This window comes from Pseudomonas savastanoi, from assembly GCF_020917325.1.
Lineage (GTDB): Bacteria > Pseudomonadota > Gammaproteobacteria > Pseudomonadales > Pseudomonadaceae > Aquipseudomonas > Aquipseudomonas amygdali.
Genome location: NZ_CP076652.1, coordinates 1,962,029 through 1,986,625, shown reverse-complemented (window position 1 = coordinate 1,986,625; position 24,597 = coordinate 1,962,029). Strand labels below are relative to the sequence as shown.

Sequence of the window (24,597 nt, the reverse complement as noted above, 5' to 3'; positions counted from 1 at the left end):
GCCGAAGCCTGCATGCGCAGGGTTCGGCCCGTTTATTTGCTGCCCGGTCAGACCGGGCAGTTCAAGCGTTCAACATTTACTGCGGAAAGGCAGGCGGATTGACGTCTGCCATGTCTTCCATCACGCGAACAACCTGGTGGCTGTAGCCAAACTCGTTGTCGTACCAGACGTACAGCACAACGCGGTTATCGTTGACGATGGTGGCTTCGGCATCCACAACACCGGCGTGACGCGAGCCGACGAAGTCGGTGGACACCACTTCCTGTGAGTTCACAAAGTCGATCTGCTTGTGCAGGTCCGAGTGCAGCGCCATGTAGCGCAGGTACTCGTTCATTTCTTCGCGAGTGGTCGGCTTCTCGAGGTTGAGGTTGAGAATGGCCATGGACACGTTCGGCGTTGGAACGCGGATCGCGTTACCGGTCAGCTTTCCGGCCAGCTCAGGCAGCGCCTTCGCCGCAGCGGTGGCTGCGCCGGTTTCGGTGATGACCATGTTCAACGCGGCGCTGCGGCCACGGCGATCGCCCTTGTGGAAGTTGTCGATCAGGTTCTGGTCGTTGGTGTACGAGTGAACGGTTTCAACGTGACCATTGGTGATGCCGAACTTGTCGTTGACAGCCTTGAGCACCGGCACGATGGCGTTGGTGGTGCAGGATGCCGCCGAGACGATTTTGTCATCCGCGGTGATTTCACCGTGGTTGATACCGTGCACGATGTTCTTCAGCTTGCCTTTGCCCGGCGCGGTCAATACCACGCGGTCGATGCCAGGGCAGGCCAGGTGCTGACCCAGACCGTCGGCATCACGCCATACACCAGTGTTGTCCACCAGCAGAGCGTCCTTGATACCGTATTGGGTGTAATCCACCTCGGACGGGTTCTTGGCGTAGATCACCTGAATCAGGTTGCCGTTGGCGGTGATGGTGCTGTTGGCTTCATCAATGGTGATGGTGCCATCGAACGGACCATGTACCGAGTCACGACGCAGCAGGCTGGCACGCTTGACCAGATCGTTTTCCGCGCCTTTGCGGACCACGATGGCACGCAGACGCAGACCGTCGCCACCACCGGTCTTCTCGATCAGGATCCGCGCCAGCAGGCGACCGATACGACCGAAACCGTAAAGCACGACATCAGTGCCCTTGCGCGGGCTGGTGCCCTGCTGACCCACTACACCGGCCAGTTCTTCACGTACGAACTGCTCGGGCGTGCGGCCGTTGCCTTCAGTCTTGAACTTCACGGCCAGCTTGCCCAGGTCCACCGAAGCGGCACCCAGTTTGAGCTCGCTCATCGCTTTTACAAGCGGGAACGTCTCGTGTACGGACAACTCAACCGCATCGGACTGACGATGACGCGCAAAGCGGTGAGCTTTGAGAATCGCGATGACTGAACGGTTGATCAGGCTGCGGCCATAGATCGAACTCACCACATTATTATTGCGGTAGAGCTGACCGATGAGCGGGATCATCGCTTCGGCGAGAGCTTCACGATCGATCCATTCACCAAGACACTGGTCGGGCTTCTGAGTCACGGGAACCTTCCACATGTAGGGGCTGAAAAAAGGGGCTACATTATGACCGCGCCTTTGTTTATGAGCAATGCGCGACTGTCATATCAGTGGGCACTACATAATTTTCGCCCGTAAATACGCGGTAACACTCCGGAAAACTGACAGCCACCACCTTCCCCCGTTACAATCGCCGCCCCTGTTGCAACGCCTGGAGCCCGACCTTCCCGTGCCAGTTCTGCGTCTACCGCATCTTTCTGCCGCTGCAGGCAAACAACACTGGGGCAATCTTCCCGGTGCCGCACTGAGCCTGGCCATTGCCGAGGCCGCCAGCGCAGCCAAGCGCTTTACCCTGCTACTGACCGCCGACAGCCAGAGCGCCGAGCGGCTGGAGCAAGAGCTGAAGTTTTTCGCGCCCACGCTGCCGGTTCTGCACTTCCCGGACTGGGAAACCCTGCCCTACGACCTGTTTTCGCCGCACCAGGACATCATTTCCCAGCGCATCGCCAGCCTTTATCGCCTGCCGGAGCTGGAGCATGGCGTTTTGGTAGTACCGATCACGACCGCCCTACACAGACTCGCGCCGACCAAATTCCTGCTCGGCAGCAGCCTGGTGCTGGATGTCGGCCAGAAGCTTGATGTGGAAGCCATGCGCACGCGCCTGGAAGCCAGCGGCTATCGCTACGTGGACACGGTTTACGAGCACGGCGAGTTCACCGTGCGCGGCGCACTGATCGACCTGTTCCCGATGGGCAGCAAGCTGCCGTTCCGTATCGACCTGTTCGACGATGAAATCGAAACCCTGCGCACCTTCGATCCGGACACGCAACGCTCCATCGACAAGGTCGAGTCGGTGCGCTTGTTGCCTGCCCGCGAATTCCCGCTACAGAAAGAAGAAGTCACGCGCTTCAAGGCGCGTTTTCGCGAGCGCTTCGACGTGGACTTCCGGCGCAGCCCGATTTTCCAGGACTTGAGCAGCGGCATCACGCCCGCCGGTATCGAGTACTACATTCCGTTGTTCTTCGAGGAAACCTCGACGCTGTTCGATTATCTGCCGCAGGACACTCAGGTGTTTTCCCTGCCGGGTATCGAGCAGGCCGCAGAGAACTTCTGGAACGACGTGCGCAACCGCTATGAAGAACGTCGCGTCGACCCTGCACGGCCACTGCTGCCACCGGCCGAGCTGTTCCTGCCGGTGGAAGATTGCTTTGCACGCTTGAAAAACTGGCCGCGCGTGGTGGCCAGCCAGCAGGATGTCGATGCCGGAGCCGGGCGCGAACGCTTCCCGGCCCAGACCCTGCCGGACCTGTCCATTGAAGCCAAGGCCAGCCAGCCATTGGCGGCATTGTCGACATTTCTTGATGACTTCCCCGGTCGCGTGCTGTTTACCGCCGAGTCCGCCGGTCGCCGTGAAGTGCTGCTGGAACTGCTTGAACGCCTGAAGCTGCGGCCAAAAACGGTCGACAGCTGGCAGGACTTCGTCGAGGGCAAGGACAGGCTGGCAATCACCATCGCCCCGCTGGACGACGGCCTGCTGCTGGAGCAACCGGCACTGGCGCTGGTCGCTGAAAGCCCGCTGTTCGGCCAGCGGGTCATGCAGCGCCGCCGCCGCGAAAAGCGCGCCGATGGCGGCAATAACGACGCCGTCATCAAGAACCTGACCGAACTGCGCGAAGGCGCGCCGGTGGTGCACATCGACCATGGCGTTGGCCGCTATCTGGGGCTGGCGACGCTGGAAGTCGAAAACCAGGTCGCCGAATTCCTGATGCTGGCCTACGCCGAGGACGCCAAGCTGTACGTCCCGGTCGCCAACCTGCACCTGATTGCCCGCTACACCGGCAGCGACGACGAGAGCGCGCCACTGCACCGACTGGGCTCGGAAACCTGGCAGAAAGCCAAGCGCAAGGCGGCCGAGCAGGTTCGCGACGTGGCTGCCGAGCTGCTGGATATCTACGCACGCCGGGCTGCTCGCGAGGGTTATGCCTTCGCCGACCCGAAAGCCGACTACGCCACCTTCAGTGCGGGCTTCCCGTTCGAAGAAACGCCGGATCAGCAGACCACCATCGAGGCCGTGCGCGCCGACATGCTGGCCCCCAAACCCATGGATCGCCTGGTGTGTGGCGACGTGGGCTTCGGCAAGACCGAAGTGGCCATGCGCGCCGCCTTCATTGCCGTGCACGGCGGGCGTCAGGTGGCCATTCTGGTGCCGACCACCCTGCTCGCCCAGCAGCACTACAACAGTTTCCGCGACCGTTTCGCAGACTGGCCGGTGACGGTCGAAGTGATGAGCCGCTTCAAGTCGGCCAAGGAAGTCAGCGCCGCCGTTGCCGATCTGGCCGAGGGCAAGATTGACATCGTCATCGGTACGCACAAGCTGTTGCAGGATGACGTCAAGATCAAGAATCTCGGTCTGGTGATCATCGACGAAGAACACCGCTTCGGTGTCCGCCAGAAAGAACAGCTAAAGGCACTGCGCAGCGAGGTAGACATTCTGACCCTCACCGCAACGCCGATTCCGCGCACCCTGAACATGGCCGTGTCGGGCATGCGTGATCTGTCGATCATCGCCACGCCACCGGCGCGCAGGCTGTCGGTACGCACCTTCGTCATGGAGCAGAACAAGCCGACCATCAAGGAAGCCCTGCTGCGCGAGTTGCTGCGCGGCGGCCAGGTCTACTACCTGCACAACGACGTCAAGACCATCGAGAAATGCGCGGCGGACCTGGCCGAACTGGTGCCGGAAGCCCGTATCGGCATCGGCCACGGCCAGATGCGCGAGCGCGAACTCGAACAGGTGATGAGCGATTTCTACCACAAGCGCTTCAATGTGCTGATCGCCTCGACCATCATCGAGACCGGCATCGACGTACCAAGCGCCAACACCATCATCATCGAGCGTGCCGACAAGTTCGGCCTGGCCCAGTTGCACCAGCTGCGCGGCCGCGTCGGACGCAGTCACCACCAGGCCTATGCCTACCTGCTGACCCCGCCGCGCAAGCAAATCACCCCCGACGCCGAAAAGCGTCTGGAAGCGATTGCCAATACCCAGGACCTTGGCGCGGGCTTCGTGCTCGCGACCAATGACCTGGAGATCCGAGGCGCAGGCGAACTGCTCGGCGACGGCCAGAGCGGTCAGATCCAGGCCGTGGGTTTTACCCTGTACATGGAAATGCTCGAGCGCGCGGTCAAGTCGATTCGCAAGGGCGAACAGCCCAATCTCGATCAGCCGCTGGGCGGCGGACCGGAAATCAACCTGCGCGTACCGGCACTCATTCCGGAAGCCTACCTGCCGGATGTGCACACCCGCCTGATTCTCTACAAGCGCATCGCCAACGCAGCAGACGAAGAGGCGTTGAAAGACTTGCAGGTAGAAATGATCGACCGCTTCGGCCTGTTGCCGGAGCCGACCAAGAACCTGGTGCGCATCACGCTGCTCAAACTGCACGCCGAACAGCTGGGTATCAAGAAAATCGACGGCGGCCCGCAAGGTGGCCGCATCGAATTCGCGACCGAGACTCCGGTTGAGCCGCTGACCCTGATCAAGCTGATCCAGAGCCAGCCCAACCGTTACAAGTTCGAAGGTGCCACGCTGTTCAAATTCCTGGTCCCCATGGAGCGCCCGGAAGAGCGTTTCAACACCATCGAAGCGCTGCTTGAGCGCCTGACCCCGAAAACTGCTTGAAGGATTCACGCATGCGTCTGTTTCGTTCATTGATCCTGCTGCTGACGCTGATCGCGCCGACCGCGTTCGCCGACGGCTTGTATCAGGTCGAGATTTTACTGTTCCGGCAGAACGGCGAACCCGCCTCGACCCGTCAGCTTGTCCCGGAAAACTGGGACAAGGACGCGCAGAAGATCGCCGCGAACGATGAACGAAGCCCAGCCCTCAATGATCTGGCCAGCAAACTGCAGGGCAGCGGCAACTACCAGGTGCTGATGCAGCGCGCCTGGCAGCAGAGCATCGGCACCGAGCCGGGCAAGGTTGCCGTCACCAGTGGTGACGAGCGGCTTGGGCACTTCCCGATCGAGGGCACCGTGAGTCTGGCGATGGCACGCTTTACCGATATTGATGCACAATTCTGGGTCAACCAGCTGGACCCGCATGGCGTGGTCATCAGCAGTGAACGATTGAAGCAGACCGCCAGGGTAAAAAACGGTGAGCTGACCTATCTGGACAATGGCAACCTCGCGTTGCTGATCAAAGTTTCTCCTCTTTGATCTTTACGTACGCAAGGGACGCCAAGGCGCCCCCTTTCTTTTGAGCATCGCTGCGGCGTAGGGCCTTTTAAAACTTGTCGTCCATTCTCGAAAAAGTCCTGGCTTCGGCCTGGACAGACTTATTCAACGATCGAACGCTTGAGCGAGGGCTTGACTACGCCCGGCAAAAACGCATCGTGCTGGAAGACTCCAGCCCGCAGATCATCCGTACCGCATGCCGCGGCTCGGGTCTGGAAATCTACACCCAGACCCTGCTGTTCAAGGACCCGGATCGCTACAAGAACTACCTGACCTGCAAATGTACCTGCCCGGTCCGCAACGATTGCAAGCACTGTGTGGCCGCGCTGCATTTTCTCCAGGACCCGCAGAACCGGCCGCTGCTGCAAGCCGCGCTGGCTTCGCACCAGCAGGAAATGGAAAAGCATGTCGAGCAAAAGCCGAAGCTGCCGGAACGCCTGATCGATAACCTGCAACCGCGGCCAAGACTGATTCTGGCAAGCATCGAGTTCAGCGCCTACGAGCCACGCAACGGACGCATGCAGCGGCATATTCAGCACCGTGCTGCATTGGCCTTTGCCTACGGTAAGCATTACGCGGTCGGCACCACCAACGTCAGTATTCTGGTCAGTTCGCTGGGCAGCGACCTGGTGAATCAGAAAAGCGACATCATCGAGCACACCGACACCGAAACCCTGCGCATCCGTCGTCAGGGCGAACGGGAGCGGCAGTTGCGTCAGGAACTGGCCGACCTGGGCTTCAAGGTCGCCACCCGGCAGAGCAAGGCCCTGCCCGACAGTGCTGGCGACATGTACGAACTGCCCAACGACAAGGCCTGGCTGCATTTCGTCCTCGACGACCTGCCACGGCTGCGCGAGCAAGGCTGGGAAATCGACATTCAGGACGAGTTCGGCTTCGACGTTACCCCCGTGGAAGACTGGTATGCCGTCATTGATGAAGAGAACGAGCGCGACTGGTTCGACCTGGAACTGGGCATCATCGTCAACGGCGAACGCCTGAGCCTGCTGCCGATCCTGATCAACCTGATCCGCAGCCATCCCGAACTGATGAGCCCCTCGGCCGTGGCCAAGCGGGGCGACGAAGAACAACTGCTGGTGCAGCTCAACCACTTCACCCAGAGCGGCGGCAGCCCGGTGCAGATCGCCCTGCCCTACGGCAGGCTCAAGCCGGTACTGGCGACGCTGGGCGATTTCTACTGGCGGCAGGAGGGCAACAACGCGCTGCGCATGAGCAAGGCCGATGCAGCACGCCTGACCCAGCTTGAAGACCTGCCGCTGACCTGGCAGGGTGGCGACCGTCTGCGCCACTTCGCCGAACGCCTGATCAACATCAAGGACGCGCCGGTCAGCCTGCCCGATGGCCTTAATGCCACACTGCGCCCTTATCAGCTGGAAGGCCTGAGCTGGATGCAGTCGTTGCGCGAGCTGGAAGTCGGCGGCGTGCTGGCCGACGACATGGGACTGGGCAAAACGCTGCAGACCCTGGCTCACCTGTTGATGGAAAAACAGGCCGGACGCCTCGACCGCCCCGCACTGGCCGTCATGCCCACCAGCCTGATTCCCAACTGGCTGGACGAGTCCGAGCACTTCACTCCGGACCTAAAGGTACTGGCACTGTATGGCGCCAATCGTCATCAGGACGCTGGCAACCTGCAGGATTACGACCTGATCCTGACCACTTACGCATTGCTGCCACGGGACCTGGAACTGCTCGAAAAACAGCCCTTCCACGTGCTGATTCTCGATGAAGCGCAGTACATCAAGAACCCCAACAGCAAGGCCGCCCAGGCCGCACGCAACCTCAACGCACGTCAGCGCCTGTGCTTAAGCGGTACGCCACTGGAAAACCACCTGGGCGAGCTGTGGTCACTGTTCCACTTCCTGATGCCCGGCTGGCTGGGCAACAGCAAGGAATTCAACAGCAATTACCGCACCGCCATCGAAAAGCATGGCAACCAGGATCGCCTGCACCACCTCAATGCGCGTATCAAGCCGTTTCTGCTGCGCCGCACCAAGGAGCAAGTGGCCACCGAGCTGCCACCCAAGACCGAGATCATCCACTGGGTCGACCTTAACGATGCCCAGCGCGACGTGTACGAAACCGTACGCCTGGCGATGGACAAGAAGGTCAGGGACGAAATCACCCGCAAGGGCGTGGCGCGTAGCCAGATCATCATTCTTGAAGCGCTGCTCAAGCTGCGTCAGGTGTGCTGCGACCTGCGGCTGGTCAATCAGGACATGCCGGTCAACAGCAAACAAGGCACTTCAGGCAAGCTCAACAGCCTGATGGAGATGTTCGAAGAACTGCTGGCTGAAGGCCGCAAGATTCTGTTGTTCTCGCAGTTCACGTCGATGCTGAGCCTGATCGAAGAAGAGCTCAAGCAACGCGGCATCGCTTACGCGCTGCTGACCGGATCGACCCGCGATCGACGCACGCCGATTCATGACTTCCAGAGCGGCAAGCTACCGATCTTCCTGATCAGCCTGAAAGCTGGCGGCACCGGCCTCAACCTGACTGCCGCCGATACCGTGATCCACTATGACCCGTGGTGGAACCCGGCAGCCGAAAACCAGGCGACCGACCGTGCTTATCGTATCGGTCAGGACAAGCCGGTATTCGTCTACAAGATGATCGCGCGCGGCACTGTGGAAGAGAAAATCCAGCGCCTGCAACGGGAAAAGTCAGCGCTGGCAGCCGGTGTGCTTGATGGCCGTACAACCGGCGACTGGAAACTGCGCGACGAAGACCTGCAGGCCCTGTTCGCCCCGCTTCCCGCAGCCCCGAAGAAAACCCGCAAGTAAACCCGTCCGGCGCTATTCGACAGCAACATGCTGAAGGATCTGCGCCGTGGACAGGACCGTCGCGTATTCACCGTGCAGGTTGGCCAGCGACATCGCGTGCACGTCTTCGGCACTGCGCGGCGTGCCGAAGAAGTCTGCTTGATCAAAGGTAAAGCAGGCGTCATGCGCCACCAGCACGTCAAAGCCAAGATTGCCGCCACTGCGCGCGGTGGACTCGACGGAATTGTTGGTGATCACGCCGACAATCACCACCTGCCCGATCCCGTCCGAGCGTAACCACATCTCCAGAAACGACCCGCAAAACGCGTCAGGCACCTGCTTGCTCAACTCCCGCTCATCGGCGTGCGGCAAGAACGCTGGCTGGTACTCGACCCCCGACTGCTCCGGCCAGAACACTGATTGCGGCGACGTCGAGAAATGCCGGACGTGGATCACCGGACGCCCGGATTGTCGCCAGACACCCAGCAGCGCGCCGATATTCGCCTCGGCTTGCGGATTGTTACGCCGCCCCAGCTTGGGGTGATTGATGCCCTGCTGCATGTCGATCAGGATCAGCGCGCTGTTGCCTTGAATATCCATGATGAATCAGTCCGAACTTTTGGTTCAGCAAGACTATCGCAATCAAGGTCTATTCTGGTCGCAATCGTCAACAGGCTCAGGCCTGTCCGAGACCTGCCCCCAAGGAGAACATCATGATCGAACACCTTAAACTCGCCGGCAAAGTAGCGCTCGTGCAGGGCGGCTCACGTGGTATCGGCGCAGCCATTGTCCAGCGACTGGCCAAAGAAGGCGCCGCCGTGGCGTTTACCTATGTCAGCTCCGAGGTCAACGCTCTGGAGATTCAAGACAGCATCGTCGCCAATGGCGGTCGGGCACTGGCCATTCGCGCAGACAGCGCCGATGAGAAAGCCATTCGCCAGGCCGTGCAGACCACCGCCGAAACCCTTGGCAGGCTGGACATTCTGGTCAACAACGCCGGCATTCTGGCGATTGCACCACTTAACGACTTAAAAATGCAGGACTTCGACAAAACTCTGGCGATTAACGTGCGTAGCGTGTTCATCGCCAGCCAGGAAGCCGCCCGGTATATGGAAGAAGGCAGTCGCATCATCAACATTGGCAGCACCAACGCCGACCGCATGCCATTTGCTGGCGGAGCAACCTACGCCATGAGCAAATCGGCGCTGATCGGCCTCACCAAAGGCATGGCCCGCGACCTCGGCCCGCAGGGCATCACCGTCAACAACGTCCAGCCCGGCCCGGTGGATACCGACATGAACCCGGCACACGGTGAATTCGCCGAAACCCTGAAAGCACTCATGGCCTTGCCCCGCTACGGCACAAGCGAAGAAATTGCCAGCTTCGTTGCCTACCTGGCAGGCCCGGAAGCAGGCTACATAACCGGCGCCAGCCTGACCATCGACGGCGGCTTCAGCGCCTGAACTTCACGAGACGAGCGGCGCTGCGCCTCAGCGCCGCACCGCCTTCTCGGGCTTTTCAGTGGCGCATAAGCGTTTATTTGCTTAACCGCATGAAAAATCTGAAAAAAAGTTTTGCGTTAGGAAAAGGTTTCGACTACATTAGCGCGCCTCGACAGACACAACGTTGTCGTCGAGATACGGTGAGGTGTCCGAGTGGCTTAAGGAGCACGCCTGGAAAGTGTGTATACAAGAAATTGTATCGAGGGTTCGAATCCCTCCTTCACCGCCATATTAAGAAAACCCTGTGAATTCAGTTACTTAGAGTTCACGGGGTTTTTTGTTTGTACTACTCACAGTGCTGCAAGTTCTCGCCGATCAGCGCTTCCCCTCCCCCGATGGCTGGGGATGTGCATACATTCTCGACGCCCGCACACCCTTCTCCAAGCCCGCCAGCTTCTCAGCCTGACTACTCGCCAGCCCGTCGCACTTTCTGCACAGGACAAGATTCTGTGGGTGCTCATGAAAGATCGGCACGACTACTTCACCGGCGAAGGCAAGCTGTGGTTCGACAATCAGAACCACATCGCCAGCGCGTGTGCTTGCAGCCTTACTGTTGCAAAGGCGTTCATCAAGAAATTGCGTGAGCATGGATACCTGACCATCGAGAAGTGCCGTATTCATGGCTGCGCATATTCCAACTCGATGACAATCACTCGCGACCTTATTCTGGCGTCCATGTCGCCGCTGGAGGCCATCCCTAAGCCTGTAGCGGTCACGCCAAACCCAAGAGGCGAACGTGTGCCTGAGTACACCCCTGCTCCCTTGCCAAAAGCGGCGCAGATTGCACCGGCGCCCAGCGTTATCGCGTACGACGAACACTTCGAAGATTAGCCGGAATGGATGAGAGACGTAGCCTAAATTCGATCTCGCCATGGTCGGAAATCGTCTATCCGGCGTAGACGGAATTCGACCGGTAGTAAGACCGATATTCAATAAGGCAGATGTAGAAAGACAAAAGCATTAGAGGGTTTGCACTCAGCGTCGCTCATCTTGCTGATTCAAGCTGACGCGGTAACTTTTAAACTTTTCGCCGTCGGTGTACTGCTTGCTGTAATAATTGTAAACAGCGCCTTTTACATCAATACCCACTCCATTCTGAGTATCGCGAATTACGACATCTTGCACACTACTGTCCGTAATCATAAAAGAAGACTGCTTGTTTAGCTGCTTTAAAATCTCCTGATCTGTTCCTTGGATCTGATTGTCGATATAGAATCTCAGAGTATCCAAATCAGTAGCAGGTGCACCGTAGCGAGTTACGTATACCCACGCCCCGCCCTTAACCTCCTGCTTAATAACAAGCTCATCAGCATCTGCAATGCCACCGACCACCGAATCAAGAATGTAATCAATAACTAAAAGACCTAACAGGCACCAGAACAGAATCTTGTACACATTACGCGACTTAGTATCCTTTTGACTTTGCATATTCAATACCTTGTTCTATCCAATATTGGTCAGTTGGATCATCGCCATACGGCGCACGCCAGTACCACTTCCCCCAATCCACCTTGGTGCTCTGTGTGCCTGAACGCTTCTGAGCAAACCCCGCAGCCCTCAGCAGAATCTGATCAGGCAACTGACCAGCTCTGCCCACGGCGCCGTAGTGAAAATTGCCGAAATCTTCCCACGCATGATTCTGCTGCTTATAGTCCCATGGACCATGATTACGTACTTTGTAATAAAACCAACTCATGAATGCACCGACAGCGGGGTCCTTCTTCCACTGATCGTTCGCAAGCTTCATGTGCACATCGACACTAACGCCGGGAGGTATCGCTTCTGGCATTTCATAGTTCATGGCTTGCTCTCTTCCAAACGCGCACAGGATCAGGCGTAAATTTTATTGCTGATGGCATCCCAGCCACCCGCAATTTGCCCTGCGCTTTGCCCAGTCCTCCGACTTTGTTTGGAGTAGATTAATTTGATGCGGCCATAATTTAACGCAATCAGCTCACTCGGAAACGCATTAGACTGATCGCCATTGCCCGTTAAAGCGAAAGAGCTAATTATAACTTCCTCAAGCACTATCTCAAGGTATTTAACTTTCGGATCGCCAGCCCTAAATATATGAACCGACACCTGCTTAAAATGTTTTCCACTACAGCAAGCCTCATGAAGTTTGGGGGTAGCGTTATCTACAGGTTTGCGGACAAGCAAATCACTTAAGTAAGCGCGACCAGAAGTTGCACCGCCAGCGGACGTAGCTGTAGCGGACGCTGTCTGACTGGCCGAGAGGTCGAAATCCTGTAGCTCAATCCAGTTTTCGTAACCTTCGGAGAGCGTTTCTCCGGGAATACCTTCGATTTGTAGGTAGGCTTCAAATGACATACTTAATTCCTTTTAAGGTTTTCGCAAGGGCTAGCATGATACTAAGATTCCCGCGCTGACGGAACAGGGAGGTCGTTTTCCCTGTTTTCCAATTCCCATGCTGCATGCTCGCGCTACATTCGACGGCGATTGACTGTGCTGACTGGAAATATCGTTGGGGTCGGGTCAGCTTCAGCGCTGCTAAACAGAGCGCACGGGGGGGGCAGTCGAGCACAGCTTAATGATAGTGCGGTGCTTCCGATCCCGATTCAGATTCAGATTGTTCAGCGTACGAACTGGCAGTCTTCAGAAATAGGCGTCTTGGCAATGTCGCCCCTGCCGGTGCAGGCCAGAGTAATGCGACTACCCTTTTGCAACTGAGCTATAGTAGGGTCTGTTGCATCTTCAAATGAAAACTGGGGTTCCATGAATTGATTGACTCCACCTTGCAGCGTTACGTAAGGACGACCCCGGAAATCTGTTGGGACAGAGCAGAAATTAAGGGTGGCAATGCCAAGGACGTAGGCTACGGCTCTCCAGCCGGTGGCATTTAGCCTCCCAAGGAGAGTTCGATGGGCGTTTTTTAATCGGTTATGACTTGATATCTCCAGAAAATGACTACTCGGCAATTATTTCTAATATTAAGAGATCCACAACGACAGCCATTTCCCTTGAGCCCAGATGTAGGTGATGTCACCAGACCCGATTCGGCACCGGCACATCAAACTCTCGACTCAAGATGTTCGGAATATAAGACCGCTCAACCGTCGCTGGTTTGTAGGCGTGTGATTCAGGCTGTTCGCTGACCAACTCCAGTTCCCGCATCAGGCCTCGCACCTTGAACCGTCCAATTTGCTCGCCGTCTTCCAGCATCATCGACACGATGATGCGGCGTGAAGATGCGGTCGTGTGACCGCATCTTCACCGGCATGTAAGGCTTGAAGCACATGTTATTTTTACCGCATATAGCGTGTATCGTAAAAAACTCAACCTTCGCCGCCACCGCCGCACGAAATCAGTTCAATAAGTCCCATTTGATACCATTTATTCTGGCAACTCCACCCGTGTTCAAATGTAAACGCACTTGCAGTGCCGCTGAATGCAACGCCCAATGCGAGCGCCAAGGCGATTCCAATATTTCGCGAACGCACTTTCTTCATGTTGTCTTTCATAAATGCTCCATAGTTTTAGCAGGTAATGCGAGCCTGTAAAGGCCGCATGAACGTCACAATACCCCACCGACTTTAGCGCTTTATTGTCGGCACTCAAGGTACACTGCCGCGGCCCTAAACCGTGACCAGGCAAACAGCGACCCTAAGTCAGCTGCATGATTTTTGATTTAGAGATGCGCTTCTCTATGGCACATTTGAGTACTGAAACCTAATACGATCAATAGCACAAATGGGCTAATAGCCTCATGCCACAAGGTCAGGCAGCACACGCGTCCACAAGCTTTTCTAATTGTCAGATCCTGTTCCTGCCGTCCTGGCTGCACCGCTTGCGGATCTGGAAGATGACGTACTACGGCCCCGATGGATCGTTTATTTGCAGGGAGTATGCCCAATTTCGTAGCCCCTTGTTCTGGCTCACTTTGCACTTCGGTGAATCAGACCAAGGATCAATGCTGACAGCTGCTTGGGCAGCCGATAACGGATCGGACAGAACGTGCGTGGTCGCTGGCTGGTGGGATCAATAATCGGTTCGCCGGCAGGATGTTTCTCCGCGCTGTATTTGCGCGAAAAGCAGTGATATGAAAACGTGACGTGCACCGCCAAAGTTTCCTGGCCAGCCTACTGACGATTTCGAAGAAAAACGACATGTTCAGAAGAGTCGACCAAAAGCTGTCGGTCAGATGTATCCAAGAAATTGTTGACGACTTAAAAAGCGCTCAGGTGCATCCGACTAAAACGTCCAAGATTGCACTAATTTAGACAACCTTTTCCTTCCGAGTCCTATATCGGACAGGTTCGAACCCCTGCTTCACCGCCATACTTGAAACACACCCCCCCCTTTCTCCGATCCGGAACGACCACCGAAACGCCCTGCAGGCGTTTTGATAGCGCACGCTCACATCAAAAAATAAAGATTGAATACTCACAGAAAATGTTATTTAAATAACATAAATAGAAGCCGCCGAAGCTTCCGTCGGCGCTGGTGAGGTCAAAATAACAATGAGCAAGATTGCAGTCATCGGCAGCAACATGGTCGACCTGATTACTTACATCGAACGCATGCCCGCCCAGGGCGAAACGCTCGAAGCACCGCGTTTTGCCATGGGCTGCGGCGGCAAGGGTGCCAATCAGGCCGCTGCTGCGGCGCTGCTGGGCGCCGACGTGCTGATGCTCAGCAAGGTCGGCGACGATGCTTTTGCCGATACCACCCTGGCCAATTTTCAACGGCTGGGCATTGATACACGCTTCGTCGAACGGGTGCCGGGCGTCTCGAGCGGCGTCGCGCCGATCTTCGTCCAGGAGAACTCCCACAACAGCATCCTCATCGTCAAAGGTGCCAATGCCCACCTGAGCCCGGCCGATATCGACCGCGCCGAGGCGCAACTGCGCGATTGCGCTTTGATTGTGCTGCAACTGGAAGTCGAGCTGGCGACCGTTTACCACGCCATCGCCTTCGCTCACCGGCATGCCATCCCGGTGCTGCTCAACCCCGCCCCGGCCTTGGCCGGCCTGAGCCGCGAGCACTTGGCGCAGCTGGATTTCCTGATCCCCAACGAGAGCGAACTGGCACTGATCAGCGGCCAGCCGGTCACGTGCGCCGAGGAAGCGGCTCAGGCTGCACGCCAATTGGTCGCGCAGGGCGTACGCCACGTCATCGTCACCCTGGGCGAACAAGGGGCGCTGTACGTCGGTGCCGAAGGCGAATGGCAGGTGCCAGGGGTCAAGGTTCAGGCGCGTGACACCACCGGTGCCGGTGACGCCTTCATTGGCTGCTTCGCCCGACACTGGAGCCAGAGCGGTGATATTCGCCAGGCCATGCAGCAGGCGGTGGCCTACTCCGCCTGCTCGGTCACCGGCCTCGGCACGCAATCTTCGTATCCCGATGCGTCCACGTTTGCGCGATTCCTCGATGCATCGGCCAACTGACACTCACCAGCATCTCGCGGAGAACAATAATGAATAAGCCTGCGCTGCAACAAACCCCGGACGGGTTCTACCTGAACCGCACGCCGTGGTTCGCCTTCCTCCTGCTCTGCAGCATCTTCGCCCTTTGGGCGGCGGCCGCGAGCATGAACGACGTGCTGATCGCGCACTTCAAGAAAGCCTTCATGCTCAGCGATTTCCAGACCGCTTTCGTCCAGTCGGCGTTCTACCTGGGCTACTTTTTCGTCGCCATTCCGGCGGCACTGGTGGTGCGCCGCTTCAGCTACAAGACCACCATCCTCATCGGCCTGATGCTGTACCTGTTCGGCTGCGCCCTGTTCTTTCCGGCGGCGTCGAGCGCCAAGTACGGCATGTTCCTGATGGCGCTGTTCGTCATCGCCGCCGGTCTGTCGTTTCTCGAGACCGCGTGCAACACCTATTCGACGCTAATGGGGCCGCGGGAAACCGGCACACGGCGCCTGAACATCTCGCAGACCTTCCACCCGTTCGGTGCCATGACCGGGGTGTACGTCGGCAGCTTCGTGATGTTCAAGGACACCGACGCCACCAGCGAACAGCTGGCCCAGATGAGCGCCAGTGAGGCTGCGGCGCAGCAATTGCAAATGATCCAGTCGACCCTGCTGCCGTACAAATGGATGATCGCGGTACTCATATTGATGTTCATTCTGATCGCCATCACCCGCTTCCCCGCGTGCAAGGGCAACGGCACCGTCAGCGAACCGCGTACGAGCATCGGTCAGAGCCTCGGCCGCCTGCGGCGCAATCCGCGCTTCTGCTTCGGTGTACTGGCGCAGTTCCTCTACGTCGGCGCGCAGGTCGGGGTGTGGAGCTTCACTATTCGCCTGGCCATGCAAATGGGCGGCATGAACGAGCGCAGTGCCTCGTGGTTCCTGCTGACCACCTTTGCCGCCTATTTTATCGGCAAGATGATTGCCAACCTGCTGATGCGCAAAATGCACCCGGCCAAAGTCCTCGCGGTGTATGGCGTGCTGTGCATCGTGCTGCTGGCCTACACCATTCTGGTGCCGAACATCACCGCGGTGTATGCCGCCGTGGGGGTCAGCGTGTTTCTCGGGCCTTGCTGGCCGACCATCTATGGTCTGACCATTGATGGGCTTGGCGAGGACACCGGTGTCGGCGGCTCGTTGCTGGTGATGAGCATCGTCGGCGGTGGCGTGATGCCGATCTTCCAGGGTCTGCTCAGCGATGCCAATGGCGGCAACATGCAGATTGCCTATAGCGTGCCGCTGCTGTGCTTCGTGGTCATCGTGATGTACGCGGTGCACTGCATGCGTCAGCCGCAACCGGTGCTGGGTGGCTCGGCCACGGCGGTGGTGCAATGAGTAGCGAAACGTTGCGCCTGCCGCTCTACCCACAGCTCTGGGACCAGACCAGCAGGCTGCTGCTCGAATCAGCGAATTTCAGCGTGCGTGCCTGGACCTACCCCAGCGGCGTCAAGGCGCTGTCACTGGAAAACAGCCGCGGCAAACTGGTGATCCTGCCCTGGCAAGGGCAAATGATCTGGTCGGCCGAATTCGACGGCGTTGATTTGACCATGCTCAATATGTTCACCCAGCCGCGGCCCAGTGCCAGCGTGATCGGCACCTACGGCTGCTTCATGTTTCACAGCGGCCTGTTGCGCAACGGTTGCCCGGGGCCCGAGGATGATCACGCGCTGCACGGCGAAATGCCCTGCGCACCGATGGACGATGCCTGGCTGCAAACAGGCGAAGACGAGCACGGCGCTTATCTGCGCCTCGGCGGCACCTGTGAATACGTCCAGGGCTTCGGCGACCATTACCGGGCCAGCCCGAGCGTGACCCTGCGCCCGGCCAGCGGGCTGTTCGAGATCGGCATGCAGGTGGTCAATCTGGCCGGCAAGGCCATGGACCTGATGTACATGGCGCACATGAACTACGCCTACGTCGACGACGCCCTCCTCACCCAGCCGCTGGGCTGCGAGCGCACAAGGGTGCGCGCCAGCGTGCCGGCCCATGTGCGGCCGACGCCGGCCTGGAGCGCCTACATCGCCGAACTCAGCCAGGACCCGACTCGCCTTAAGGTGCTCGACTCGCCTGCGCTGTATGACCCGGAGATCGTCTGCTTCTTCGACGATGTGCGCAGCGACGCCCAGGGACAGGCGCACTTCTTCCTTGATCATCCCGACGGCGCGGCGTTCTACACCCGCTACAGCCCCCGGCAATTTGAACATGCCGCGCGCTGGATCCTGCATAACACCGATCAGCAGGTGGCGGCCTTCGTCTTGCCCGCCACTTGCGAACCGGAGGGCTACCGCGCTGAACTCGCCAAAGGCAACGTGCGCAGCCTCGCGCCCGGTGCCAGCGCCGAGTTCAGCGTGACCACCGGTTACCTGAACACAGCCGAACGCCGGGCGCTGCAACCGTGATGCCTCTAGATTACAAGCTGCGCCCCGCCAGCCTCGATGGCCTCGCGGTAGCTACGCGGGATTTTCTTGTCGCTGACCACGCAATGGAAGTCGCTCAAGGCACCGAAGTGCGCGGTGCGTACGGCGTCGAATTTGGAATGATCAGCCAGCAGCAGACTTTGCCGGGCCTGGCGCATGACCTTCTGCTTGACCTCCACCTCGTGAAAATTGAAGCAGGTGACGCCGCAGTCCAGGCTGACCCCGGCCGCCGAGACAAAGGCCCAGGTCAGGCGCACGCCATCAAGGATGCTGGTTTCGGCATGGCTCTCGAACACCTGATTCTTGCGGTGGAATACACCGCCGCACAGGACGATGCTGCAGTTGGGTTTCTGCTGCAGCTTGAGCAGCACGTTGAGCGAGTTGCACACCGCGGTGAACTCCAGCTCGTCTGGGATGAAGTCGACCACGAAAGGGATCGTCGTGCCACAGTCGAAAAAAACCGTGTCGCCAGGACTGATGAAAGCAGCGGCCAGCTTGCCGATGCGGCGCTTCTCCTCGACATGGCGGGTGTCCTGCTCGCTGACCCGGTAATCCCCCGGCTCAGGATCATCGTGGGCGCGGGTGATGTAGCCGCCCAGCAGCCTTAACTGCCTAGGATGCCGGCTGAGGTCGCGACGCAAGGTCATTTCGGACACCTCGAGCAGCGCCGCCATCTCCCGCAGATGGATGGCTTTCTGATCCTGGAGGGCCTGTTGGATCTGTTTGATGCGGTCGGTTTTCTTGACGTCCACGGGCATCCCGGCAATCCGTTGTTGGTGTCGCTAGAGTAACACCAAGTGTTAATTTTATAACTTACGGGTATCCACCCAAGTGTTTTTAATGATGACAGGAATCCTTTGATGAATTCACTCGAACCCGCTGCACTGGCCCAGGCCATCGATCACACCTTGCTGGCCGCGGATGCCAGCCGAGAGCAGATTGCCACACTTTGCGCCGAAGCCCGGGAACACGGCTTCTACTCGGTGTGCGTGAACTCCAGCCAGGTGCCTTTTGCCGCTCGACAACTGGCCGGGTCTGCCGTGAAGGTCTGCGCGGTGGTGGGCTTTCCGCTGGGCGCCGGGTTGAGTGCCAGCAAGGCGTCGGAAGCAGCCCTGACGATCGCCGCCGGAGCGCAGGAAATCGACATGGTACTGAACATCGGCTGGCTCAAGGACGGCCTGTTCGATGAGGTCCGCGACGATATCGCCGCGGTGTTGCAGGCCTGTGGCAAGGTGCCGCTCAAAGTGATCCTGGAAACCTGCCTGCTCGATGAGGCGCAGAAGATCCGCGCCTGCGAGATCTGCCGCGAGCTGGGCGTGGCATTCGTTAAAACCTCCACAGGCTTCAGCCGCAGTGGCGCAACGCTTGAGGATGTGGCACTGATGCGCCGCGTAGTAGGCCCCGACATCGGCGTCAAGGCGTCTGGCGGCGTGCGCGACGTGGCCACGGCCAGAGCGATGATCGAAGCCGGCGCAACACGCCTGGGCACCAGTTCCGGGATTGCGATCGTGACAGGCGCAGGTACGGGGGCAGGCTATTGAGTCTGCGGGCTTTGAACATCAAAGCCCGCTGCACTTAGCTCAGATCGATCACGCCGGTCATAGCCGTGAAATGGCTTTGCTTGTGCTTAACCTTGTCGAGAACCTGCGCAGGGGTCGACTCACGGAATACCACCATGTGCCCGACGTCCTCACCGCCCTCGGTCACTCGCTCGATATCGTTGATCATCCAAGTGGTCAGCTCTTCGGCAGTAATGCCCAGTTCGGACGCCACTCGCTGGTGAAGGCGCTCGGCGTCGTGTTGATTGAGTTGATCGCTGTTCATGGGGCTGGCTCCTTAAAGGGGTGTTAAGTTCAGTCCCCGTGAGGGCTTCACAGTTCAATCAACAGCACGGACTCGCGGGCAAATGGATAAGCTTCATCAACTGCGGACCACCTTGGGTACAGACCCGGCCCGTGTCCGCATGCTCCGGCTGATCAGGGATCTGTGCCTGCCAGATTGCTGGGTTGGTGCAGGTTTTATCCGTAGCGCATATGGGTTCTGCAGCACAGTCGACCTTATTCGCCACTTCCAGCTGACATTGACTTCATATGGTTTGATGAAGCGCTCCTGGATCCTGCTATCGACAATCTCATAGGGGTCAATATATGCCGATTACCCCCATTGAATTGGTCCGTGAAAACCAAGCGCGCATACATGTACGCAATGACGACCAGCCTTATAGCTCGGCTACAAACGCCATGGAGGCATGGCCTGAGACAGCCGAGGTATTCGGCGCGCTTTCACACGGCCCGGGTCGACTCCGGCCTGCCGTCACTGGCAGAAATCGACCCGAAGCTGCCCATCGCGAAAGGCAGCAATCGGCCAGAAGCAGTCGCGTTCATCAATGTTCGTTAACATACCTATGATTTTCCTGTATCCTAAAATGAAGTTTTTATATGTTTTTTGAGTTAATATATTGATTTTTAAAAATCGTTGGGAAAGACGAGCCAGCCAAATTTAAGTGGTGCCTTCTATTCCTGAATAAAGTGGCATTAGATCAGAAAGTAATGTTGACTGCCTAACCCTATCTCCAACGCCAAATTGTGTAGCAATCGCTTTAGTCGCCTTGACATACGACCCACCACAGAATGGTGAGACAACAATTTCATCGATCAAAGAAGAGCAATCTATTGGGGCTAAATACGATTTATAGGTCTCGGGCTTGTTTATTTTAGCATCTTTGATTTGCAAATAAGCTCTGACTTCTTTTTCATGTGCGTAGGAATGCCTCTTGTAAATGGGGTCAAGTAAACCATTTTGAGCATGGGCGCCCATTACGGCTTTGTAGTCCTCATGTGTAAATTTAGTATAATTTACGTATAGCACTTTTGCTATTTTTCCATCGAACTCGTTACCAAGTGCGTTTGCGAGTTTGCCGACAGTTGTGCGGATTGCTATCGCTTTTCCGGCATCACCATATATCTTCCACATTGCTTCTGATTCTTCATCACCTTGAAACCAGCACGACACTACTCGCGAGTGAAAAAGTCTTTCAGCAAACAATTTGAAGTTATTTAGATCTTGCGATTTGCTGGTATCATGGGAAAAATACATGGAGGGTGGGCAATGATCCTTGACTTGCTTGAGTACGACGGGCGGGGGATACCCCTCATATGGATCACTTTTACTGTAAGCACCCAAGCCAGTCATAAATAGCGCGTTATCATCCAATATATTAATAAGCCTATCCAAAGTCATGTAGCGCCAGATGGTCTCTTCATCCGACAAATCGCCCACTATAGTCGCTGGCATTTTACCTCCTAAAAGTGCAGTTGATTTATCTAATAGATCAAGCTAAGGGGGTTTATGCAAGCCCCCTTCCTACAGTTGCCTGCCACTGATTTCTTATACGAACTCAAGTGGCAGCGATTGACCGATAGCTGCCCGTCAAGAAAGGTAGAAATCGGCCAGAAGCGGACATTTGTCGACGGCCTGTCATCAGGGCAGTCCTATGAACTGATACGTCGCATCCTTCTTCTGATAAGTGACGATTTTGACGCCCACCGATCTAGATACTGCCCTGCTATGGCTAGCCTTTGGCTTCTCTGGCAGTACGAGGTAGCGTTTCACCGGGAGCCCCAGTACGTCGTAGAGACACTCACCGTGAATAACCAACTGGCCAACCCCCGTGTACACGTCCGTCGTTCGGGCAGTTGTTTTAACTTCAAAAAGGTCTACGTTAGAAGCCGTGACAACAGCAAGGTCGATTGCCTGCGCCTTCTGGCTGCTTCCTTGCTTTTGCAGCGCAAGCTCCAATGCCCGAACGACTGCACCGTGCTCAACTGTGCGTTTGCCACCCCCATGCCCTTTTACTCGCCCCTCTCCAGAATACTCGTCAAAATAATCACGAAGTTTCAACAATGCCTCAGCCGGTACAAAAGCCCGATGGGCACCTTCATCAACCTCTATTTCCCCGCCAAATTCCTCGGAATCACGACTGCCCGCCCTATCTGAAAGGGACGTCCTGGTGCGCTCGCTTTTTCCATCTCCATGTAGTTCTTCACCCAGCCGAGTCGCGACCTCCCGAGCTTCCTCAGCGAATGCCCACAAACGGTTGGCAATTTCAGGATCCGTTAATCCGCCAATCAGGATCACTCTTGAAGTCTTTTCGTTATCACTAGCTTCGACAGTGCGGGCTGCGAACTCACGGAATACCTTATCTTTCGGAAGCCCCGCATTGCCCTTCGTCAGCTTGCCTCGATGGGCCACAAAGACGTCCCCGCTGCCGTCTTTGACAAAAGCGCCGGCCATACGTCGATTGTAGGTTCCCGCGGGAAAATTCAATTGGACGACTATCTCGATCCACTTCGTACTTCTGGGATCCGCTGATAGCACATAGTTTAGAAGCCTATCTGGCGCAATGTGCGGTGACCAGGCTCGAACGCCGACCCCTGACCGAGCTTCGAAGTAGACCGTCCCGGTATGATGCCCGGCGGGGTAGGTAATCTCGCGGCTTTCTTTGTGTGGGAGCGTCGAGCGCAGTTGCTTTGCAAGTTGCTTGTTCAATCGCAAGATTTCAGCGACGTCCGTGACCACCTCAAAATCCTCAAGCACTCGTGTTTCCCCAATGTTTTCGCTGAGTAAACAGCCATATTGCCCTAGGCGAGTTTTTGATCCTACAAGAGATCGAGACTGTGGGGGGGCGCTATCGGCCGATTCTGTTGAAAACAGTCCGGCTTTGGTCCCATGGCAAAAAGTACGCGTCTGAGATTGGAATCCTTAACTTTAGCAGAGGCTTCCGGACTCGGATTTACGTAGCAACCCGCAAAGAAGGTGTTTTCCCCCATCACTATCCGAGCAGTTTGGAAAACCGACTTTTTCAACACAATCGGCCAGAAGCTGACGTCACCCAAGCAGCTTCCCCCAACTCGGATGGTCAGCCCGGGTGGCCGCGCTAAAAAATGGATATATTATCTGCCTACTAAATGGAAGCCGGTTCACGCCTATGCTTCTTCAGCAACCACCTGTATGCAAAGAGTACGGCACGATGATAAATGATTCAGATTTGGCCGAAATGATTCCTTCCGTGCTAACAGGTGTAACTGTCGGGATCGGTTCGCAGATTCTGCTTTTTGGCGATATGGCTAGCGTGTTAATTCAGTGCCCATTCGCTTGTGATATCAATAGGGTATGCAAGTGGGGGCATGGTGAAGATGCTGCCACAAGCCCTTTACTTTTCGACTTTCTAAACCTCGATGTAGAAGCTTTTTCAATCGATAGTTTTGGGGTTTTCACCATCACCTTCAGCACGCAAATGATCTTGAAAATCCATCCTGAGAAAAATGGATTGGAGTCTTATGTCGTGAGTACGCGGCGCGATATATTTCCCATCTTGGTGTGGTAGCCAAGAACGCGATGGCTACAAGACGTGAGCCCCGGCCTCCGCTCTGACTCTGGTTGCTGACACCTGTGGATCGACAGTCGTCTTACGCTCACTCCATGGAGACCTCGCTACGCCCTGCTCAGTTTGAGCAGTAGCGTGCAGGTGGGAAACGTCTGAGTTGTTGCGCGTTTGATAGGTCATCGCCGTCCTGGGATCGACGATTTCAGAGGAGATTGAAGTGGACATTGACCGCCTGACAACAAAGCGGCAACTGAACGTGCAAGAGCAAAATGCTCTTGTGGCCCACAGACTCATGATAACCGCCCAAGCTTGGCTGGCCACAGGGTTCCCCCCCCCCGCTTTAAAAAACTATGGCGAGTCAAAAGGCATTAGATGGCCAGAAACCGTCGTGCTCGACCTTGAAGTCGACTTTCCCGGAATGCCACGCCTGTATGGTCTACTGCTCAATCAGGAAGAACAGTTCATTGCGTTCGAAATTGATACTGATAGCACTCATAGCTACGTGGAATCGGTGAGTCAATGGGCGGATGTTTTTACTCCTCAGGACTACACACTCCGCAAGCTTGGCAGTGGCAAGGGCTTCGCAGCGATTGCTCTTCAGGCGAGACGCGAACTTCTTCGCGACTTGTAGGTGCGGATGTCATAGAAGCAGACAGGTGGATACGAAACCGCTTTTGGCCGGCGGCTTCCAGTTACGGCTGTCCGCTTTGGGTTGTGGCGGTCTGATGTGGTGGGGAACACTCGGCCATTTGCGGCCTGTTGCAAAGGTGGGCTACCGATCTATAGCTGCATACTTTCGTTATCAGAATCAGGTCGAAGGCTCACACCGACAAGCTAAAGCTTTTCGTACACCACCTCGAATTCTTCACCCAATTCCTGTTGGATGAATTTCAGTAACTTAACGGCGGCCTCGTCAAATCTTGCGTAATCGTCTGCACTCCAAGGGCGGGATCAGGTGGATAATCCCAGTTCAGCGAGGTGTCATGCCACTGTGAAAGCTCGTTAAGCATTGCCTGGACTTCGTTACTGAGTGGTAGCCTCTCTTCAATAGGCCCTACAGAAAATTTATCCCGGGCGATATTGTTTCCACACCAAAGGCAACCGCCGCCCCATTCGAACATTAAGCGAACTCGATAGCGTTCTGCCCTCATCATTGGGCTCCATTTTTTTTGGGTACATGTTGCGCACAATAGGCTGGCAAAGATATCCACGCTAGGCCAGCAACTGTTACGACAGGCAGCAATGGGTCGATTCTGTTGAAAAAGTCCGTTTGCCCAAAGCACAGACTTCAATCTCAGGCACGAACTTGCCGTGAAAACTGAAGCCGACTTTTTCAACAGA

Annotated in this window: 22 protein-coding genes, 1 tRNA gene and 1 pseudogene; 13 read left to right on the top strand and 11 right to left on the bottom strand. The window is 56.8% G+C overall.

The window, feature by feature from the left end; translation table 11 throughout:
• Positions 1-76: 76 nt before the first annotated feature.
• Positions 77-1,540, bottom strand: a complete 1,464-nt coding sequence (locus tag KP808_RS08795) for a glyceraldehyde-3-phosphate dehydrogenase (RefSeq protein WP_219171208.1) — start codon at positions 1,538-1,540, stop codon at positions 77-79.
• A 190-nt stretch (positions 1,541-1,730) separates the two neighbouring features.
• Between KP808_RS08795 and mfd the strand changes: the two genes are divergently transcribed.
• The 3 genes from mfd (at position 1,731) to KP808_RS08780 (ending at position 8,538) form a co-directional block, all read left to right on the top strand.
• The gene (gene mfd / locus KP808_RS08790) at positions 1,731-5,183 is read left to right on the top strand and encodes a transcription-repair coupling factor (protein ID WP_230018130.1); all 3,453 of its coding nucleotides are present in this window, start codon (positions 1,731-1,733) and stop codon (positions 5,181-5,183) included.
• Positions 5,184-5,194: 11 nt separating this feature from the next.
• Positions 5,195-5,719 carry a CsiV family protein gene (locus KP808_RS08785; RefSeq protein ID WP_002552880.1) on the top strand — a complete coding sequence of 175 codons (525 nt, stop codon included), beginning with the start codon at positions 5,195-5,197 and terminating at the stop codon, positions 5,717-5,719.
• A gap of 74 nt (positions 5,720-5,793) precedes the next feature.
• Entirely contained in the window at positions 5,794-8,538 is a 2,745-nt protein-coding gene (locus tag KP808_RS08780; RefSeq protein WP_057401581.1) for a DEAD/DEAH box helicase, read from the top strand.
• A 12-nt stretch (positions 8,539-8,550) separates the two neighbouring features.
• Here the strand turns inward: KP808_RS08780 and KP808_RS08775 are convergent, their stop codons facing one another.
• The gene (locus KP808_RS08775; RefSeq protein WP_219171205.1) at positions 8,551-9,117 is read right to left on the bottom strand and encodes a cysteine hydrolase family protein; all 567 of its coding nucleotides are present in this window, start codon (positions 9,115-9,117) and stop codon (positions 8,551-8,553) included.
• A gap of 113 nt (positions 9,118-9,230) precedes the next feature.
• Between KP808_RS08775 and KP808_RS08770 the strand changes: the two genes are divergently transcribed.
• The 3 genes from KP808_RS08770 (at position 9,231) to KP808_RS08760 (ending at position 10,850) form a co-directional block, all read left to right on the top strand.
• Positions 9,231-9,980, top strand: coding sequence for a 3-oxoacyl-ACP reductase family protein (locus KP808_RS08770; protein WP_230018129.1), 750 nt, complete (start codon positions 9,231-9,233; stop codon positions 9,978-9,980).
• A 178-nt stretch (positions 9,981-10,158) separates the two neighbouring features.
• A tRNA-Ser gene (locus KP808_RS08765) sits at positions 10,159-10,248 on the top strand.
• Between the two features lie 230 nt (positions 10,249-10,478).
• Positions 10,479-10,850, top strand: a complete 372-nt coding sequence (locus tag KP808_RS08760) for a hypothetical protein (protein WP_122280304.1) — start codon at positions 10,479-10,481, stop codon at positions 10,848-10,850.
• A 144-nt stretch (positions 10,851-10,994) separates the two neighbouring features.
• On the opposite strand, the gene KP808_RS08755 is transcribed toward KP808_RS08760, so the two are convergent.
• From KP808_RS08755 to KP808_RS08735, 5 genes and pseudogenes are all read right to left on the bottom strand, one after another.
• On the bottom strand, positions 10,995-11,447 hold the full coding sequence (locus KP808_RS08755) for a hypothetical protein (protein ID WP_004667489.1): 453 nt from the start codon (positions 11,445-11,447) through the stop codon (positions 10,995-10,997).
• A complete protein-coding gene (locus KP808_RS08750) occupies positions 11,425-11,820 on the bottom strand; it encodes a polymorphic toxin type 44 domain-containing protein (protein WP_004659794.1) in 396 nt (131 codons plus the stop codon). Before KP808_RS08750 ends, KP808_RS08755 begins: the two co-directional genes overlap by 23 nt.
• A gap of 29 nt (positions 11,821-11,849) precedes the next feature.
• Positions 11,850-12,350, bottom strand: coding sequence for an Hcp family type VI secretion system effector (locus KP808_RS08745; protein WP_230018127.1), 501 nt, complete (start codon positions 12,348-12,350; stop codon positions 11,850-11,852).
• A gap of 641 nt (positions 12,351-12,991) precedes the next feature.
• Positions 12,992-13,214: pseudogene (locus tag KP808_RS08740) on the bottom strand (IS3 family transposase); the annotation flags it as partial.
• Positions 13,215-13,315: 101 nt separating this feature from the next.
• A complete protein-coding gene (locus tag KP808_RS08735; protein ID WP_004664555.1) occupies positions 13,316-13,501 on the bottom strand; it encodes a hypothetical protein in 186 nt (61 codons plus the stop codon).
• A 999-nt stretch (positions 13,502-14,500) separates the two neighbouring features.
• On the opposite strand from KP808_RS08735, the gene rbsK reads away from it, so the two are divergent.
• The 3 genes from rbsK to KP808_RS08720 are packed head-to-tail and all read left to right on the top strand — an operon-like array spanning position 14,501 to position 17,852.
• Positions 14,501-15,427 (top strand): ribokinase, encoded by a 927-nt coding sequence (gene rbsK, locus KP808_RS08730; protein WP_230018125.1) that lies wholly within the window; start codon positions 14,501-14,503, stop codon positions 15,425-15,427.
• A 29-nt stretch (positions 15,428-15,456) separates the two neighbouring features.
• Positions 15,457-16,788 carry an L-fucose:H+ symporter permease gene (fucP, locus tag KP808_RS08725; protein WP_230018123.1) on the top strand — a complete coding sequence of 444 codons (1,332 nt, stop codon included), beginning with the start codon at positions 15,457-15,459 and terminating at the stop codon, positions 16,786-16,788.
• A complete protein-coding gene (locus tag KP808_RS08720; protein WP_230018121.1) occupies positions 16,785-17,852 on the top strand; it encodes an aldose 1-epimerase family protein in 1,068 nt (355 codons plus the stop codon). Before fucP ends, KP808_RS08720 begins: the two co-directional genes overlap by 4 nt.
• 5 nt (positions 17,853-17,857) lie before the next feature.
• Here KP808_RS08720 and deoR read toward each other — a convergent pair whose 3' ends face one another.
• Positions 17,858-18,628, bottom strand: coding sequence for a DNA-binding transcriptional repressor DeoR (gene deoR, locus KP808_RS08715; RefSeq protein ID WP_230018120.1), 771 nt, complete (start codon positions 18,626-18,628; stop codon positions 17,858-17,860).
• A gap of 102 nt (positions 18,629-18,730) precedes the next feature.
• Here deoR and deoC point away from each other — a divergent pair, with 102 nt between their 5' ends.
• Positions 18,731-19,411, top strand: a complete 681-nt coding sequence (deoC, locus tag KP808_RS08710) for a deoxyribose-phosphate aldolase (protein WP_230018118.1) — start codon at positions 18,731-18,733, stop codon at positions 19,409-19,411.
• Positions 19,412-19,445: 34 nt separating this feature from the next.
• On the opposite strand, the gene KP808_RS08705 is transcribed toward deoC, so the two are convergent.
• Positions 19,446-19,694: a hypothetical protein gene (locus tag KP808_RS08705; protein WP_230018116.1), complete on the bottom strand. Its 249-nt coding sequence runs from the start codon at positions 19,692-19,694 to the stop codon at positions 19,446-19,448.
• Positions 19,695-20,017: 323 nt separating this feature from the next.
• Here KP808_RS08705 and KP808_RS25945 point away from each other — a divergent pair, with 323 nt between their 5' ends.
• Positions 20,018-20,278 carry a nucleotidyltransferase family protein gene (locus KP808_RS25945; protein WP_326839557.1) on the top strand — a complete coding sequence of 87 codons (261 nt, stop codon included), beginning with the start codon at positions 20,018-20,020 and terminating at the stop codon, positions 20,276-20,278.
• Positions 20,279-20,369: 91 nt separating this feature from the next.
• Here KP808_RS25945 and KP808_RS08700 read toward each other — a convergent pair whose 3' ends face one another.
• Both KP808_RS08700 and KP808_RS08695 read right to left on the bottom strand, forming a co-directional pair.
• Positions 20,370-21,164 (bottom strand): DUF2971 domain-containing protein, encoded by a 795-nt coding sequence (locus KP808_RS08700; protein WP_016981388.1) that lies wholly within the window; start codon positions 21,162-21,164, stop codon positions 20,370-20,372.
• A 186-nt stretch (positions 21,165-21,350) separates the two neighbouring features.
• Positions 21,351-22,466 (bottom strand): hypothetical protein, encoded by a 1,116-nt coding sequence (locus tag KP808_RS08695; protein ID WP_230018114.1) that lies wholly within the window; start codon positions 22,464-22,466, stop codon positions 21,351-21,353.
• Positions 22,467-22,857: 391 nt separating this feature from the next.
• Between KP808_RS08695 and KP808_RS08690 the strand changes: the two genes are divergently transcribed.
• Together KP808_RS08690 and KP808_RS08685 are read left to right on the top strand one after the other, a co-directional pair.
• Positions 22,858-23,256: a hypothetical protein gene (locus tag KP808_RS08690; RefSeq protein ID WP_230018113.1), complete on the top strand. Its 399-nt coding sequence runs from the start codon at positions 22,858-22,860 to the stop codon at positions 23,254-23,256.
• A 217-nt stretch (positions 23,257-23,473) separates the two neighbouring features.
• Entirely contained in the window at positions 23,474-23,887 is a 414-nt protein-coding gene (locus KP808_RS08685) for a hypothetical protein (RefSeq protein WP_230018111.1), read from the top strand.
• Positions 23,888-24,597: the final 710 nt, after the last annotated feature.

Bases quoted from the DNA above. Each gene is read 5' to 3' on its own strand.
- deoR (WP_230018120.1), bottom strand. From the start codon at position 18,628: ATGCCCGTGGACGTCAAGAAAACCGACCGCATCAAACAGATCCAACAG.
- KP808_RS08700 (WP_016981388.1), bottom strand. From the start codon at position 21,164: ATGCCAGCGACTATAGTGGGCGATTTGTCGGATGAAGAGACCATCTGG.
- KP808_RS08690 (WP_230018113.1), top strand. From the start codon at position 22,858: ATGCTTCTTCAGCAACCACCTGTATGCAAAGAGTACGGCACGATGATA.
- KP808_RS08755 (WP_004667489.1), bottom strand. From the start codon at position 11,447: ATGCAAAGTCAAAAGGATACTAAGTCGCGTAATGTGTACAAGATTCTG.
- KP808_RS08745 (WP_230018127.1), bottom strand. From the start codon at position 12,350: ATGTCATTTGAAGCCTACCTACAAATCGAAGGTATTCCCGGAGAAACG.
- KP808_RS08795 (WP_219171208.1), bottom strand. From the start codon at position 1,540: ATGTGGAAGGTTCCCGTGACTCAGAAGCCCGACCAGTGTCTTGGTGAA.
- fucP (WP_230018123.1), top strand. From the start codon at position 15,457: ATGAATAAGCCTGCGCTGCAACAAACCCCGGACGGGTTCTACCTGAAC.
- KP808_RS08770 (WP_230018129.1), top strand. From the start codon at position 9,231: ATGATCGAACACCTTAAACTCGCCGGCAAAGTAGCGCTCGTGCAGGGC.
- KP808_RS08720 (WP_230018121.1), top strand. From the start codon at position 16,785: ATGAGTAGCGAAACGTTGCGCCTGCCGCTCTACCCACAGCTCTGGGAC.
- KP808_RS25945 (WP_326839557.1), top strand. From the start codon at position 20,018: ATGCCGATTACCCCCATTGAATTGGTCCGTGAAAACCAAGCGCGCATA.
- KP808_RS08775 (WP_219171205.1), bottom strand. From the start codon at position 9,117: ATGGATATTCAAGGCAACAGCGCGCTGATCCTGATCGACATGCAGCAG.
- KP808_RS08705 (WP_230018116.1), bottom strand. From the start codon at position 19,694: ATGAACAGCGATCAACTCAATCAACACGACGCCGAGCGCCTTCACCAG.
- rbsK (WP_230018125.1), top strand. From the start codon at position 14,501: ATGAGCAAGATTGCAGTCATCGGCAGCAACATGGTCGACCTGATTACT.
- KP808_RS08735 (WP_004664555.1), bottom strand. From the start codon at position 13,501: ATGAAAGACAACATGAAGAAAGTGCGTTCGCGAAATATTGGAATCGCC.
- KP808_RS08760 (WP_122280304.1), top strand. From the start codon at position 10,479: ATGAAAGATCGGCACGACTACTTCACCGGCGAAGGCAAGCTGTGGTTC.
- KP808_RS08785 (WP_002552880.1), top strand. From the start codon at position 5,195: ATGCGTCTGTTTCGTTCATTGATCCTGCTGCTGACGCTGATCGCGCCG.
- KP808_RS08750 (WP_004659794.1), bottom strand. From the start codon at position 11,820: ATGAACTATGAAATGCCAGAAGCGATACCTCCCGGCGTTAGTGTCGAT.
- deoC (WP_230018118.1), top strand. From the start codon at position 18,731: ATGAATTCACTCGAACCCGCTGCACTGGCCCAGGCCATCGATCACACC.